Origin of the sequence: Xanthomonas euroxanthea (assembly GCF_900476395.1) — a bacterium.
Lineage (GTDB): Bacteria > Pseudomonadota > Gammaproteobacteria > Xanthomonadales > Xanthomonadaceae > Xanthomonas > Xanthomonas euroxanthea.
Map to the genome: position 1 here is coordinate 408,104 of NZ_UIHB01000006.1, position 15,246 is coordinate 423,349.

The 15,246-nt window shown below is 67.0% G+C and carries 14 protein-coding genes and 1 other RNA gene; 5 read left to right on the top strand and 10 right to left on the bottom strand.

Features of this window, described 5'->3' with window-relative positions; all coding sequences use genetic code 11:
* Positions 1-511 precede the first annotated feature (511 nt).
* The 5 genes from CPBF1521_RS19135 to CPBF1521_RS19155 all read right to left on the bottom strand — a co-directional run bounded on the left by CPBF1521_RS19135 (position 512) and on the right by CPBF1521_RS19155 (position 4,471).
* Positions 512-838 (bottom strand): hypothetical protein, encoded by a 327-nt coding sequence (locus tag CPBF1521_RS19135; protein WP_180708166.1) that lies wholly within the window; start codon positions 836-838, stop codon positions 512-514.
* Between the two features lie 144 nt (positions 839-982).
* A complete protein-coding gene (locus CPBF1521_RS19140) occupies positions 983-1,399 on the bottom strand; it encodes a ribosomal maturation YjgA family protein (RefSeq protein ID WP_104583985.1) in 417 nt (138 codons plus the stop codon).
* A complete protein-coding gene (locus CPBF1521_RS19145) occupies positions 1,396-1,632 on the bottom strand; it encodes a hypothetical protein (RefSeq protein ID WP_147295473.1) in 237 nt (78 codons plus the stop codon). Before CPBF1521_RS19145 ends, CPBF1521_RS19140 begins: the two co-directional genes overlap by 4 nt.
* Positions 1,633-1,793: 161 nt before the next feature.
* Positions 1,794-3,074, bottom strand: coding sequence for an amidohydrolase family protein (locus CPBF1521_RS19150; protein ID WP_115677942.1), 1,281 nt, complete (start codon positions 3,072-3,074; stop codon positions 1,794-1,796).
* On the bottom strand, positions 3,071-4,471 hold the full coding sequence (locus CPBF1521_RS19155) for an amidohydrolase (protein ID WP_115677943.1): 1,401 nt from the start codon (positions 4,469-4,471) through the stop codon (positions 3,071-3,073). The genes CPBF1521_RS19150 and CPBF1521_RS19155 overlap by 4 nt, the downstream gene beginning before the upstream one ends.
* A 140-nt stretch (positions 4,472-4,611) precedes the next feature.
* Here CPBF1521_RS19155 and CPBF1521_RS19160 point away from each other — a divergent pair, with 140 nt between their 5' ends.
* Positions 4,612-5,172 (top strand): DUF924 family protein, encoded by a 561-nt coding sequence (locus tag CPBF1521_RS19160; protein ID WP_104583989.1) that lies wholly within the window; start codon positions 4,612-4,614, stop codon positions 5,170-5,172.
* Between the two features lie 295 nt (positions 5,173-5,467).
* Here the strand turns inward: CPBF1521_RS19160 and CPBF1521_RS19165 are convergent, their stop codons facing one another.
* Positions 5,468-6,337: a hypothetical protein gene (locus tag CPBF1521_RS19165; protein WP_115677944.1), complete on the bottom strand. Its 870-nt coding sequence runs from the start codon at positions 6,335-6,337 to the stop codon at positions 5,468-5,470.
* A gap of 223 nt (positions 6,338-6,560) precedes the next feature.
* Positions 6,561-7,487, bottom strand: coding sequence for a Grx4 family monothiol glutaredoxin (gene grxD / locus CPBF1521_RS19170; protein WP_115677945.1), 927 nt, complete (start codon positions 7,485-7,487; stop codon positions 6,561-6,563).
* Between the two features lie 45 nt (positions 7,488-7,532).
* On the opposite strand from grxD, the gene CPBF1521_RS19175 reads away from it, so the two are divergent.
* From CPBF1521_RS19175 to CPBF1521_RS19190, 3 genes are all read left to right on the top strand, one after another.
* Positions 7,533-8,324: a polysaccharide deacetylase family protein gene (locus tag CPBF1521_RS19175; protein ID WP_181901290.1), complete on the top strand. Its 792-nt coding sequence runs from the start codon at positions 7,533-7,535 to the stop codon at positions 8,322-8,324.
* Between the two features lie 287 nt (positions 8,325-8,611).
* Positions 8,612-10,801: a TonB-dependent siderophore receptor gene (locus CPBF1521_RS19180; RefSeq protein WP_115677947.1), complete on the top strand. Its 2,190-nt coding sequence runs from the start codon at positions 8,612-8,614 to the stop codon at positions 10,799-10,801.
* Between the two features lie 486 nt (positions 10,802-11,287).
* Positions 11,288-11,363: non-coding RNA, sX9 sRNA (locus CPBF1521_RS19190), on the top strand.
* Positions 11,364-11,397: 34 nt separating this feature from the next.
* Here the strand turns inward: CPBF1521_RS19190 and CPBF1521_RS19195 are convergent.
* The 3 genes from CPBF1521_RS19195 to CPBF1521_RS19205 are packed head-to-tail and all read right to left on the bottom strand — an operon-like array spanning position 11,398 to position 14,021.
* Entirely contained in the window at positions 11,398-12,069 is a 672-nt protein-coding gene (locus tag CPBF1521_RS19195; protein ID WP_104648793.1) for a methyltransferase, read from the bottom strand.
* A 57-nt stretch (positions 12,070-12,126) separates the two neighbouring features.
* Positions 12,127-12,750, bottom strand: coding sequence for an SGNH/GDSL hydrolase family protein (locus CPBF1521_RS19200; protein WP_115677948.1), 624 nt, complete (start codon positions 12,748-12,750; stop codon positions 12,127-12,129).
* Entirely contained in the window at positions 12,750-14,021 is a 1,272-nt protein-coding gene (locus tag CPBF1521_RS19205) for a pyridoxal phosphate-dependent aminotransferase (protein WP_115677949.1), read from the bottom strand. Before CPBF1521_RS19205 ends, CPBF1521_RS19200 begins: the two co-directional genes overlap by 1 nt.
* Before the next feature lie 288 nt (positions 14,022-14,309).
* On the opposite strand from CPBF1521_RS19205, the gene CPBF1521_RS19210 reads away from it, so the two are divergent.
* Positions 14,310-15,246: ABC transporter transmembrane domain-containing protein (locus tag CPBF1521_RS19210; protein ID WP_235858486.1), on the top strand; the 937-nt coding region annotated here is incomplete at its 3' end.

The following is a 15,246-nucleotide window of genomic DNA, read 5'->3' on the forward strand; positions in this document are numbered from 1 at the left end:
CCCATCGGCCGCATGGCTGAGGGTGCAGCTGGTTTGATCACGGCGTGCAGCACACCACGCGCCGGTTCCCGCATCGCGTGCGCCGGCCTGGCATTCATCGAAGAGGCCGGCCGCGTGAGAACCAACCAGCTGGCAAGGTGCGCGGCGCATGCAGTGCATGCGTCGCGCTCCGGGTGAGGCCATGGTGACCAGGCCGCATGACTTCGCCTGCGCTCTGTTGTTCTGCAACGACATCGCCAAGGGCAATCCGCAGCTGGACGCGATGCGCCGGGGTGCCGGCAATGCGTCTGCGCCGGGCGCTCAATGGCCGCCACGGCACTGCGCTGTATCTACAGCTGGCCAATGCCACGCCGTCTGATATCTACCGCGTACTACATGTGTCGCTGCAACGCTGTGCCGGTCACCTTCGTCTGCGATGCGGATGCACGCGGGAACACGCCGGGGGCACTGCGATGCGGCAGCCGGGCACTGCACTCCTGTGGTTCAGCGCACTGCCGTTGTCGGCGCAGCGTCAGCGCAGGGCGTCGCGCGCCGAGGCGATGGCCGCCATCCACTGCTCGCGTTTGCCGAGCACGAAACGGTGCTCGCCACCCTCATGCAACTGCAGTGCCAGCGATGTGGGTGCCACCGGCAGCAGGCCGAACAGGCGCGTCCAGCGTGGTTGCATTGTTGCGATCTGGGTCAGGTGCACGGTCAGCGACCGGGTCTGTATGTTGTAGGGGTGCGGCTGGAAATGCAGCGCATCGGCGGTCAGGATCAGCCGCCCGCCGACCGCTTCCAGGCCGCGTTGCAGATTGGCCGGCGCCTGGCGCAATACGACGCGGTCGATCGAGCGCAAGCCGCCGCCTTGAAACAGCGAGCTCACTGTGACGCAGCGGCGGCGCAGCGACGCCGTTGCTGCCGCTGCACAGACAGGACGCCGGTGCTGTCGATCAGTGCCGATGAGGAGAAGACAAACATGCGCTAGGCCCGAAGGAGTGCATCAATGCGGCATTTGCCGCCGGGAAGACGCGGCGACACGGCATGACGCCACATCACCGATGTATGCCACGCCGCCGCCGACCAGATACATCAGCAGATCGTGCACGGTGGCGGTGTTGCCGAGCGCGATGTAGGCCGCGCTGCCCGGGCGCAGCCCGAGCCGGTCGGCCAGGTGCATCGCCTGCAGCCCTTCGATCAGGCACCCGATCGCGACCGCCAGCACGCTCGCCCAGCGGGGCGATAACGCAAGCACGCCGCGCAACCCGCAATACACCAGGATCACCGCCAGCACATCGCCCAGGCTGCCGCGCACCCAGGGCCCGCCAAGTGTGCCAGCGCCGATCGCCACTTCGATGACAAACACGGCGAGTGCGATCAGCAGGTAGACCCAGCGCACGCCCGGTGCCATGCGTGTCATTGTGCGAACAGCGCATTGCCGGGGCCGACATGATCGACCGCCGTGATCTGCGCCACGCGGTCGCCGGGCGGATTGCGGTGTTGCTCCCGGTCCGCATCGGAGGTCACCGCGAGGCTGGCGCTCGAGTCCTGCACGGTGCTGCGGCTGGGCGAGGCGGGAACCGACGGGCCTTGCCGGTCGACCCGGCCCGACTGGGCGAGGGCAGCGAATGGCCGCAGCGTCAGCGATGACATCAGGATGCAGCACACACGCATGGGCAATCCTTATGCGGACGATGCCGCCGGCACGCTGCCGGCGGAGAGGGCATGCAGTGTGCCAGCCCGCGCGGCAACCGCGGCTGTCGCAATGTGGCGGTATCGCCCCGGCGGCGCGCGCAAACGCGCGCCGCCTGCGCTCACTTCAGATAGGCGCGCGGCAACGCGCCGGCCGGTTGCATGTAACGGTCGCGCAGCTCGGTCTGGCGTGAACGCATCGGCATGTCGCGACCGCCCAGCCAGACCTGCTCGGCATAGTGGGCGACATCCAGCGGGTCGCCTTCCCACAGCACCAGGTCGGCCTGCTTGCCGACCGCGATGCTGCCGATGCGATCGGCCACGCCGAAGATCTCTGCCGGCACCCGGGTCAGGCCGGCCAGGCCCGCTTCCCACGGCAAGCCGTTGGCCACCGCATTGCCGGCCAGCTGGCGCTGTTTGCGTGCGTTGTGCGAGGCATCGCCGCTCTGGGCAAAGCTGACCTCCACGCCGGCCGCGCGCAGACGTGCGGCGTTTTCCAGCGTGGCGCCGATCTGGTCGAAGGTGGACGGCAGGTCCGCCAACGCGTCCACCAGCACCGGTACGTTGGCCTGCGCCAGCTGCGGTGCGAGCTTCCAGGCCTCGGTGCCGCCGGCAATGGCGATGCGTACCTTTTCGCGCTGCGCCCAACGCAGCAGCTGGCGGATGTCGGCGGCGCGCTCCACCTGCACCACGATGCGGCCCTGCCCGGCCAGGTATTTGGCCAGCACGCTGCGGCCGACCGGGGTCAGCAGCGCGTGCGGCGAATCGGCCGGCACGCGTCCGCGCGCTTCGGCCACCAGTTGGTCGAGCAGCATCCATTGCGCGGCACGCGAGCTGCCGGTCAGATCGGATGCCGCCGCACCGATGCGGATGAACAAGGCATGCGGGCCGACCGGGTCCGGGCTGCCGTCCAGCCGCACCACGCCGCCTTGTCCGGCGATGAAGGCACCGCTGGTGGTCGCGCCCAATGCAGTGAAGCCGATGCCTTCCACGCGCGCCACCGGCACCAGTACCGAGTCGGGGTTGTAGGCCAGGGTGACGTCGAATTCCGGGCGCATCGGCTGGTCGCTGAGCTTGACGCCGCTGTCCACGGTGCTGTCTTCGCCGGAGACTTCCTCGACGCCGATCTCGGTGATGCCGCCGAACAAAGCCGGCGTCAGCGGGCGGCCCCTGGCCTCGACCACGCGGCCATCGGTGGGCACGGCCAGGTTGCGGCCGATCGCGCGGATCACCCCGCCCTGCACCAGCACATCGGTATCGCGCAGCGTGCCTTGTGCGGTGACGGTATGCACGGTGGCGCCACGGATCAGCACCTGCTGGCCGAATGCGGGCAGTGCCAGCACTGCCAGGACCATTGCGGAGATCGCGCGCATACGCGGGCGAACGAAGGTTGCGCGGCTCATCGTGCCACCTCCTGGCCGAGCATGAAGTCCGAGACCGGCTGCAGTGAGCGGTTACGGCGGTCGTAGACCTGCGCGCCGTCGATGTAGACCTGTTCGGCCAGCGCGTAGGAGCTGAAGGGATTGCCGTTCCACACCACCACATCGCCCATCTTGCCCGGCTCCAGTGCGCCGGTCTGCTGCTCGATGCCCAGCGCCTTGGCCGCGTTGCTGGTGAGCCAGCGGATCGCACGTTCGGGCGGGATCTCCATGCCGCTGCGGCGCGCGTTGGCGAGCACCTTGGCCGCTTCCTGGTTCAGGCGCTGGATGCCTTCTTCCGAATCCGAATGCACGATGGCGCAGCTGTTGGCCGGGCGGTCGACCAGCGCGATGTTTTCCTGGATGCCGTCGAAGGCTTCCATCTTGAAGCCCCACCAGTCGGCCCACAGCGCGCCGCAGACGTTGTCCTGCGCCAGCCGGTCGGCCAGCTTGTAGGCTTCCACGCCGTGGTGGAAGGCGGCGATGTGGAAGCCGAATTCCTTGGACAGGTCCAGCATGGTCGCCATCTCGTCGGCGCGGTAGCAGTGGATATGCACGCGGATGTCGCCGTTGATCGCGCCGGCCAGCGTATCGAGCTTGAGATCGCGCTTGCCGCCGGCATCGCCGCTGCTGTCGTTGTCGCCGCCGCGGCTCCACCAGTGGCGCTTCTTTTCGGCCTTCTTCTTCGGTGCGTTCTTCTGCAGATACTCGGCCGCATCGATGAAGGCGGCGCGGTAGCCGGCCACGTTGCCCATGCGGGTGGCGGGGCCGCCCTTCTCGCCGTACACGCGCTTGGGGTTCTCGCCGCAGGCCATCTTCAGGCCCCAGGGCGCACCGGGAAACTTCATGCCCTGGTAGGTCGTGGAGGCCACGTTCTTGAGGGTGACGCCGCGCCCGCCGATCAGGTTGGCCGAGCCCGGCAGGACCTGCAGCGAGGTGACGCCGCCGGCCAGGGCGGTGCCGAAGCCGGGATCCTGCGGCCAGATCGAATGCTCGGCCCACACGTTCGGGGTGACCGGTGCGGTCATCTCGTTGCCATCGCTATGCGCACTGACGCCGGGGCTGGGATACACGCCCAGATGCGAGTGCACGTCGATGATGCCGGGGGTGACCCACTTGCCGGTGCCGTCGATGCGGCGCACATCGGCCGGCGCCTCCAGCCCGCGCCCGACCGCGGCCACCTTGCCGTCGCGCAGCAGTACGTCGGCGTCGTCCAGCCGCTGGCCGGTGCCGGTGAGCACCGTGGCGTGCTGGATCAGCACCGGACCGGACGCGAGCGCGTGGTAGGTGCTGGGATAGGGGTCTTGCACGAAACGCGATGCCGCAGACGCAGGCCCGCACAGCAGCGCCGCGCCAAGGGCGGCGAACAGGATGGAACGCATGGATTTCCCCGGTGTAACGAAAACGTCAGCCGCAAACCTAGCGGCCGGCGGCGTGCTTGCCAAGTGCTGCATCGCCGGTGGCGGCGGCCTCATCACATGCGCATGGGCATGCTATGCCGTATTCGTCAGGGGAAACGTCGATGATCGTCAAATCAGAACGCAACAAACAGGCCGATGTGGTGCTGGCTTTCTGGGAGCTGGCCGGCTCGGCCCGCTGGTTCACCCACAACGATGCGTTCGATGCCAACTTCCGCCAGCATTTCAGCGAACAGCACTTTGCGGCGGCGCGTGGCGAGTATGCGCACTGGATGGAACGCGCGGAGGATGCATTGGCCTTGCTGATCCTGCTCGACCAATTCCCGCGCAACGCGTTCCGCGGCAGCGCGCATGCCTACGCCACCGACGGCCTGGCGCTGTCCTGCGCGCGGCAGGCGCTCGCCAGCGGCTTCGATCAGCAGGTCTCGGCGCAGTTGCGGCTGTTTTTCTATCTGCCGTTCGAGCATGCCGAAGACCTGCAGGCGCAGGCGCGTTCGGTGCAGCTGATCACCGCGCTGGACGATGCGGAAACCACGCGCTGGGCGGTGGAGCACCAGCAGATCATCCAGCGCTTCGGACGCTTCCCGCATCGCAATGCGGTGCTGGGGCGTGAAACCACCGCCGACGAGCAGCGGTTTCTCGACGACGGTGGATTTGCCGGCTGAGGGACGGCGGTTGTGGCCTGCGTGCTTGCACGCCGCTGCGGCCATTCCGCACTGCGCACGTGCGTCTGGGCAGGCGGATCGGGTGCAGTGATCGATGCGGATCGATCGATGACTCACCTGCGCACGATGTCGACCGTCGATCGACATCGTGCAGTCACGCCGTGACATCAATGGCTTGGCGCCGCCGATGCGCGGATGACTTGCACGAGGACGAGCAGCGTTTTCTCTGGATCCCGCCGGTCATGCAGCGCGGCGCCGATACCGATACGGGTATCGGCCATCGTGCTGCAGCTGATCAACAGCCGCCTATCAGGCCTTCCGAACGCCAGTTGGTGCCTTCGCCCAGCAGCAGATAGAAGCCATAGCTCTCGTAGCCGCTTTCCGACAGCACGAAGTCGAGCGTGCCGTTGCCGTCGATATCGCCGAACTGCAGCAGATGCGTGCGCAGTGGCAGGTCTTCGCAATCGTCGCAGCCGCTGGCCGCGCTGCCCTTGCGGAACTGCCAGCGGCTGCCGTCGTGTTCGAAGATCGCAAGCACCACGAGGACGCCGGTCGGGTTGTCCGGGTTGCCGGTTTTGGTCGGGTGATTGGAGGTCAGCACGGCCACACGTCGCTGCGGCTGCCGGGTGTCGGTAAAGACCTGCAGCGCCGCCAGATCCTGCGCACGATCGGCAGTGAATGCCGTCAACGCCTGGGCCAGCGCCGCAGGCTTGACGCTCTTGCGCAGCTGCGCGGTCTCCCCGACCTGGCGCAACAGTTCGGTCTGTTCGGCAGCGGTGGCATTGCGGGTCGCAAAGCGCTTGCCGGGATTGAGATCCACCGACGACAACAACGGCGAATTGGACAGCGTTGCGGTGCCCTTCAAACGCAGTTTTGCGGTGCCGCCGCACATGCTGTTGTCATCGACGGTCAGCGACGCAAGCTGCACGCTGCCGGTGGACACGCCCGCATCGAAGACCTGCAGCGGCTGGCTCAGCAGCGACCTGGGCATGCTGGACTCCTTCGCGACGCCGCGACCCAGCCACACCGGAACGTATTCCAGCGGGTCTTCGGTCGGCTGGCTGTCGTAGGTCTGTACCAGCATGACCGCGCGCGCCGGTTCGGCGGCCTGTGCGGCCAGCGGCAACAGCGCGGCCAGTGCGAGAGCGGGCAGGCGGGTGTGCATTGCAGCAAGTCCTTGTGGGTGGCGATCCATGAAAAAACGGACGCTCCATGGAGCGCCCGTTTCGGGGTGTGCAACGTAGCAAATGCGGCTTAAGAACCTGGCAGGCGATTTTCAGCCGGCTGCTGCCGTCGGGTGTGGACGCCGCGCGGTGACCATCGTGCCTGCGGACTGCATGCAGCTGAAGGGCACCGGCCGTGCCCTCATGACAGTTCGCCGTCTGGCCTCAGTACTTGGCCACACCGTTGTCCACTTCGTCCGACCATGCGTCGATGCCGCCGGTGACGTTGTAGACGTTGCTGAAGCCCAGGCCACGGAAGTGCTCGGCCGCCTGCAGGCTGCGCCCGCCGCGGTGGCACAGGAACGCCAGCGGGGTGTCCTTGGGCAACTGCTCGATGGCGGCGCGCTCGTGCGCATCCAGCGTGCGGAACGGCGCGGCAACCGTAGCCAGGGCGCGTTCGTCGGCCGGGCGCACGTCGACCAGGGTCAGCGTACCGGCCTTCAGGCGGTCGTCGGCATCGCGCACCGACAGCTCCTGCACCGGCTTGGGTGCATTGGGATTGTCGATGGCCAGGCCACGACCACGGATGTCGTCCACCCAGTCGATGGTGATGCCGTCGGCGCGGCGGGCGCTGGCCAGGTCGAACTGCACGCGCAGGCCGTTGGACTCGGCAGCGATGGCGTTCGGGTTGGTCGGCGCCAGCTGGAAGTTGGGCTGGAAGTTGGCATCGATGGCCAGCGTCAGCGAGGCATCCGGCGCATCGGCCAGCGCGCCCTTGAGCATCTCGACCGCGGCCGGGGTGATGGTGATCCTGGGCGGAGTCCGGTCTGGCGCCTGCAGGCCGAGCATGCTGCTCAACTCGCCGCTGTCGGCCATCTGCAGGATGATGTCGCTGCCGCCGATCAACTCGCCGTCCACATACAGCTGCGGAATGGTCGGCCAGTCGCCATAGGCCTTGATGCCTTCGCGGATCTCCTGGTCGGCCAGCACGTTGACGTGGGCATAGTCGATGCCCAGGCCGTCCAGCACGCCGACCGCCTTGGCCGAAAAACCGCACTGCGGCATGCCGGGCTGGCCTTTCATGAAGAGCACCACGCGGCTGGATTGCAGCAGCGTATCGATGCGGGAACGCAGGGCGGGATCGAGGGACATGGCAGCACTTCGGTCAGATCGTGGAGTCCGGGCATTCTACGCCGCATGGCATCATGCGGCATGACCACGCTTCAAACGCTGTATCGCATCCCCTCGCACCCTTACCGCTGGGTCGGCCTGCTGGCCCTCTCGCAGGCAGCGGTGGCGCTGCTGTGGTGGCATCTGGGCTGGGTCTGGGGCGTGCCGGCGTTGCTGCTGTCGCATGCGGCGTTCGTGGTGCCGGTGTTCCTGCCGCGCGCGCGTCTGTACGCGCCGGTGCTGGCGCGCCTGCCGGGCCGCGCCCCGCAGGTATGGCTGACCATCGACGACGGCCCCTCCGACGACACCCCGGCGATGCTGGAGCTGCTGGACGCCTTCGATGCCAAGGCCACCTTCTTCGTGGTCGGCGCACGCGCCGAGCAGCGGCCTGAACTGGTGCGCGAGATCGTGCGTCGCGGGCACGGCATCGGCAACCACAGCCATACCCATCCGCAGGCCTGGTTCTGGGCGCTGGGACCGCATCGCATGGCGCAGGAAATCGGCCAGGCGCAGCGCGTGCTGGCCACCATCACCGGGCAGGCGCCACGGCTGTACCGCTCGGTGGTGGGCATGACCAATCCCTTCGTCGCCTCGCCGCTGCGGGCGCACGGACTGACCCGCGTGGCCTGGAGCGCGCGCGGTTTCGACGGGGTGCGTTGCGAGCCGGATGCCACCGTGGCCCGCATCGTGCGCGACCTGCGCCCCGGCACCATCGTGCTGCTGCACGAGGGCGCCGCGCACGGACACAACCTGACCATCCTGCGCGGCGTGCTGGAAGCGATGCACGCGCGCGGCCTGGCCGGGCGGCGTCCGGACTGAGGTCCTGCGGACCGCGTCGCGATGAGATGACGCGGGCCCACGCAGGGATGATCCATCTTCCGTGTCTGCCGGACCTGCTCCGGGATGGCGCATCGTCTGTAGTGGCGGAGCCGCCCGGAGCCAGCGGCGTCGAAGCCCGGCGCTGATCCACGCACGTATTGACAGCGATTTAACGTGGATCGACCATGCGCCCCCCAGCCAGCAAACGGTGCGCGCCTTTCGAGGGCGCTGCCGGCGCCAGCCTCAAGCCGTCATCGACGGCCATATCCGCTCTTGAGGCTGACCCCATGTCCCATCGCATCGTCTCTGCGCGCGCGTCCGTGCGTGCAGATCTCCCTTCGCCGCAGCTCCCGCTGGCGTCCTCCCTGCTGGCACTGGCCTGCGCATGGCCGTTGGCGGCTGCAGCGCAATCGAGCACGCGCGACCCGGTCGATCTGGACCGCCTGCAGATCCAGGCCCATCGCGGTGCCGCGACCGAAGGCACCGATTCCTACACTGCCGATGTCGCGCGCAGTTCGACCCGGCTGGAGCTGTCGCTGCGCGAGACGCCGCAGTCGGTGGTGGTGGTGACCCGCCAGCAGATCGCCGACCGCAACCTGCAATCGCTGCAGGACGTCACCGACACCGTCGCCGGATTCAACTCGCCAACCTGGGATACCGAGCGCACCTACATCAACGCGCGCGGTTTCGAAGTGGACTACTACCGCATCGACGGCATTCCCACCGACTACACCGGCGATGTGCAGCAGAACATGGCGATCTACGACCGGGTGGAAATCGTCCGCGGCGCCAACGGCCTGACCTCCGGTGCGGGCAACCCGGCGGCATCGATCGACCTGGTGCGCAAGCATGCCGACAGCGACGTGTTCACCGGCCGCGTCGATCTGTCGGCAGGGCGCTGGGACCGCTATCGCGGCACGCTCGACCTGCAATCGCCCTTGAACGCCGCCGGCAACGTGCGTGGACGGGTGGTGGCCAGCTATGAAGACAAGCAGTCGTTCCGCGATTACTACAGCAAGCAATCGTCGCTGTTCTACGGCATCGTCGATGCCGATTTCAGCGACGCCACCCGCGGCTATGCCGGCGTCAACAAGCAGCGCAACGACGGCCGCGGGACCACCTGGGGCGGCGTGCCGGCGTACTTCAGCGACGGCAGCCGCACCGACTTTGCACGCTCGGATTCGTTCACGCCGCGCTGGGCGCGCGGCGTGGCCGACACCACCAATGCCTTCGCCGGCCTGACCCATCGCTTCGACAACGGTGCGCAGCTGCACGTGGAGTACTCGCATCAGCGTTTCGAAGCCGATTGGAAGTCGGTGCTGTTCGGCTACTTCGATTACCCGGACCGCGCTACCGGCCTGGGCCTTGCCACCAACTTTGGCGGGCGCTATCCCACACTCACTGCGCAAAACAGCCTGGATGCCTACCTCAGCGTGCCGCTGACCTGGTGGGGCCGCAACCACGAGCTGATCGCCGGTGCCACCTGGATGAACCGCAACGTGCGCAGCTGGTCCAACGAGCCCGAGCCGTCGCAGTCACTGACGGCCGAAAGCGTCTACGCCTGGACCGGCAGCATGGCGCAGCCGCAATGGACGCCGCTGGTGAAGGGCGAAGAACGCGATGTGCGCCAGGTGGCCGCCTACGCCGCCGGCCGTTTCAGCCTGACCGACGCGCTTACCGCCATCGTCGGCGCGCGCGTCACCGACTGGAAGAACACCGACCAACTGGTGCCGGCCAACACCTACGAGCGCCGTGGCCGCACCACGCCGTACGCCGGCCTGATCCTGGACGTGGACGACCACCATTCGCTCTATGCCAGCTATACCGGCATCTTCAAGCCGCAAAACAACCGCGATCGCGGCGGGCGCTATCTCGCCCCGCTGGAAGGCAACAGCTACGAGGTCGGTGCCAAGGGCGAATACCTCGGCGGCCAGCTCAATGCGGCACTGGCGTTGTTCCGGATCGAGCAGGACAACCTGGCGGTGAACGATCCCGGGCAACTGGTGCCGGGCACCACCACTCAGGCCTTCCTCGCGGCGAAGGGCACGGTCAGCCAGGGCGTGGAGTTCCAGCTCGATGGGCAGCTGTCCGAGCAATGGCGGATTGCATTCGGCTTTGCCCAGTTCGATGCCAATGATGCCAGCGGCGTCGATGTCAATCCGACCAGCCCGCGTCGCGAGGCCACCCTGTTCACCAGCTGGCAGACCGGCCCGTGGCGCGTGGGCGGTGGCCTGAGCTGGCAGTCGGCCATCCATGACTTGATGTCCGCGCCACAGGGCGGCACGCAGCGGCTGAGCCAGGGCAGCGTGGTGCTGGCCAACGCAATGGCGCGCTACGACATCAATCAGGCATGGTCGGCGCAGCTCAACGTGCGCAACCTGTTCGACCGCACCTACTACGCCAACATCGTCTACCAGAGCCAGTTGATCTACGGCGACCCGCGCGATGTGGAGCTGACGCTGTCCTGGAAGTTCTGACCTTGCTCCAGACGACAGGCTTTGACGGTATCCATGCCGCTACCGAGCCTCCACGGACGGGTTCACGGCGTGTCCCGTGAGCGATGAGGGCACCGCGCACTCGGCGAACCAGGCATTTGCCTGCATCCAAACGGCGCGGCAACTCGGTGACTTGGTTGTCCCGAGGTGATTGGTCGGCGCGGATGGATCAGGTGTGGAGCGGCTGCTCTGCGACTTCGCTGCACGGCCCTTGCCCACTCACCATCGCGGGACACGCCGCAAGTACGTCCTTGTAGGCTCTTACGCGGCATCCATGCCGCGTAAGGTCCCGCGACGGTGGGCGGGCAAGGGCCTGTCGGGATGGTCGGTGTGCATGGCTTTCAACAAGGCAACCAGCGGATTCTCTGGGGTGGTGGTGCACCGCCCTCGAACAACGTGGCCCAGGATCATCCGCATGACGTCAACAGCGGCTGTCAACACGGCTGCGCGGCCGGTGCCGGTTGCGGCATGTGCTACGCGTCCACCCCGGTTTCTGCGTGCTGTCCACATCCGTCCGGCGAACGCGCGTTACGTTTCATCAGCCGTTCTAAATCGAGCCAGGCACGTTGTGCACGGCCTCAGCGCGGCTCGGCCACGATCAGCCAGTTGTTGAACGGGGTGTTGCCGTACAACGGCGCAAAGGTGGCACGCAGACCGGCGGCATCCAGCTGCGCCTGCAGGCTGTCGCGGGTGGGATAGCTGCGCGGCATGCGCTGCATCCAGCCGCTCAGATGCGCCAGCACGTCGGTCACGCGGCTGGTGCGGCCACGGCTGCTGGCATCGCCCAACGCGCTGCGGATCACCAGCTTCGCACCCGGCGTCAGCATCTGCGCCACGCTGCGCAGCAGGCTGGCCTGCATGTCGGCCTGCAGATACTGCAGCACATCCAGAATGGTCACGCTGCCGCGGTGTTGCGGCCAGGCCACGCTCAGGTCGACCACGGCGAACTGCGTAGTGCCCAGTGCCGAGCGCTGCGCGATGTGTTGCGCGCGGCGGATCTTGGACGCGTCCACATCCACCCCGTGATACGCCAGTGCCTGGCCGTCGGCGCGCAATGCGTGCGCGAGCAGGCCCAGCCCGCAGCCCAGATCCAGCACCGGCGCGGTGGTGCTGCGCAACTCGGCCAGCACGCCCGGATACAGCGGATCGGTGCGCAGCTTGGCCTGGGTGTAGTAGTAGTCGTAGCGATTGCCCAGCGGATGTGGCGGCAGAAATGCGCGCGCGATTGCCAGCGCCTGCGTGCGGCTCATGGGTTGGGTGGCGGTGCTGTGCAATGTCGTTCCTTGGCAGTGAGGCGTGTCGCGCGGCTAGCTTAGGGCATCGCGCGCTGCAGGCAGTGCCAATACGGTCCAGCGCGCATACATGGCGCCGGAGGGATGCAGGCCATCGTCGACCAGCATGTCGGCAGCAGCGCCGCCATCGCGGCTGGTGGCGGTGATGTCGACAAAGCGTACCGAGCGTGCGGCGCAACGTTCGGCGGCCACGCTGTTGAAGGCATCGATCTGGGCACCGATCAGCGCCGCGTCGCCGCCGTGCGCATGCGCAAACAGGGTCAGCCCCCAGTCCGGAATCGACAGCACGAACACGCGCGGCGCAATACCGCCGGCCAACCCGATTGCACGCAGCAACAACGCATCGAACTGGCTGCGGTACTCGTCCAGCGAGCGCCCGCGGTACTGGTTGTTGACGCCGATCAGCAGGCTCACCAGATCGAACGGCCCCTGCGGCGCAGCGGCTTCCAGACCGGCCTGCAATTCGTCGGTGGTCCAGCCGGTGGTGGCGATGATCTGCGGCGGCGCCACATTCCAGCCGTAGGCACGCAAACCGTCCACCAGTTGCGCCGGCCAGCGCTGCCCGGGGGCGACCCCTTCGCCGATGGTGTAGGAATCGCCGAGCGCCAGATAGCGCAGCGGCGTGCCGGCCACCGCCATCACGCCACGCTGCGCGACTTGAGCGGCACCACCTTGGTCACCGCCTCGGCGCGGCGCGCCAGGGCACGGTCGATGCGTGCGAACACATCGCGCATCACCGCCGCCTCCGGCATCAATGTGACGCGGAAGTGGTGGCGGTAGGGCACGTTGAAGCTGGACCCCGGCACCACCAGCACGCCTTCCTCGTTCATCAGGTCGAGCGCGAACTCGTGGTCGTCGAAGTTGCGCGCGGCCGGCCCGACCACTGCCGGAAATGCATACAGCGCACCGGCCGGCGCCACCAGCGACAGGTGCTCGCTGGCCGCGCAGGCCTCGATCACCGCGCGGCGGGTTTCGTACAGACGGCCGCCCGGCGCACACAGCGCCGAGATGGTGTCGGGCCCGTTGACGGCCGCATCGATGGCGTACTGGCCCGGCACGTTGGCGCACAGCCGCAGCGCGCCGAGCAGGTCCATCGCGTTGCGCAGGTCGTTGATGCGCGACTGCTCGCCCGACAGCAGCGCCCAGCCCACGCGCCAGCCGCAGGCGCGGTGCACCTTGCTCAGGCCGCTGAAGGTGATGCACGGGTGCGCACCGGCCAATGGCGCCACCGGCACGAAGGCGGCGTCGTCGTAGAGCACCTGGTCGTAGATCTCATCGACCATCAGCAGCAGGTTGTGCTTGCTGGCGATGGCCACGATTCGCTCCAGCAACTCACGCGAATAACTGGCACCGCTGGGATTGTTCGGGTTGATCAGCACGATGGCGCGGGTGCGCGAGGACACCAGCGTCTCGATCTCCACCGGGTCCGGCTGGAAGCCGTTTTCCGGCGCGCAGCGGTAGTACACCGGGCGGCCATCGTTGAGGATGGTGGCGGCCGACCACAGCGGATAGTCGGGCGAGGGCACCAGCACTTCGTCGCCGGGATTGAGCAGCGCACGCAGCGACAGGTCGATCAGCTCACTGACGCCGTTGCCGACGAAGATGCGCTCCGGATGCGCATCCGGATGCTGACGCCGCGCATACGCGGTGGCGATCGCCTCGCGCGCCTCCGGCAGCCCTTGCTGATGGGTGTACGGATCGGTGCGGCCCATGTCGTCGGCGATCGCGCGCTGCAGATGCTCCGGCGCACGGAACCCGAACGCGCCTGGATTACCGATATTGAGCTTGATCAGCTTGCGGCCCTGCGCCTCCAGTTCCCGCGCTCGTCGCGCCAGCTCGCCCCGGATTTCGTAGCGGACTTCGGACAGACGCTCGCGGATGGCGAGCGGCTTTTGCGGGGCAGTGGACATGCGACGGGCCGGTTGTAGGCGTGAGACTTGGCATGGTAGCGGAAATAGGGCAGGCGGACATGCTTGCATCGGCAACGATGTCAAGGGGCGGCGCCCTGCTGCTCACTTATTAGTAGGTATTGCCATCAGGGAATGCCCCGATCGGCATCAGTGGCTGCGTCTCAGCCCGCAAGACATCTGATTGAGAAAATAGATCATCAGCGAGGGGTTGGCTGATTGACAGATTCTTAACATCCAAAGATTCTATTCCGTCACTTGAGCCCATCGGCTCTTAGCAAGGATCGCGTTATGTCAGGGGGAAGTGCGTCGCTCTCGTTAGTCGAGGGCGGCTCGTCGGTGCATGACCGACCGGATCTGGGGCTACAGGGACTCGTCCTCCTTGCGCAATTTCATGGCATTGCCGCCGATGCGACGCAGCTGGCGCATGGCTTTGGCCGTGGGGGCGAGCCATTCGACGAGACCACGCTGCTGCTGGCGGCCAAACAACTGGGCTTGAAAGCCAAGGTCGTTGCTCAACCGGCAACGCGCATTGGCATGGCCGCATTGCCGGCTCTGGCATTGGTGCCGGACGGGGATGCGTTCATCGTGGCCAAGGTCGGTGCGGATCAGATCCTGATCCACGATCTGGTGGAAAAGCGGCCGCGCTCCATTTCACCCGCCGAATTCGAAGCGCGTTACCGGGGGCGGTTGTTGCAGGTCGCGTCCCGGGCTTCGGTACTCGGCGACCTGGCCAAGTTCGACTTCAGCTGGTTCATTCCGGCAGTGGTCAAGTACCGCAAGTTGATGATCGAGGTTTTTATCGTCTCGTTCTTCATCCAGCTGTTCGCGCTGATCACGCCACTGTTCTATCAGGTGGTGATGGACAAGGTGCTGGTGCATAACGGCCTGACCACCCTGGATGTCATCGCGATCGGGCTGGTCTCGATGGCGGTGTTCGATGTGCTGCTATCGGGCCTGCGCACCTATGTTTTCGCACACACCACCAGCAAGATCGACGTGGAGTTGGGTGCGCGGCTGTTCCGGCATGTGCTGTCGCTGCCGTTGGCGTACTTCGAGTCGCGGCGGGTCGGGGACACCATCGCGCGTGTCCGCGAGCTGGAGAACATCCGCAACTTCCTGACCGGGCAGGCGCTCACCTCGGTACTGGACCTGTTCTTTACGGTGGTATTTCTATCGGTGATGTTCTGGTACAGCGGCTGGCTGACCTTGATCGTGGTGCTGTCCT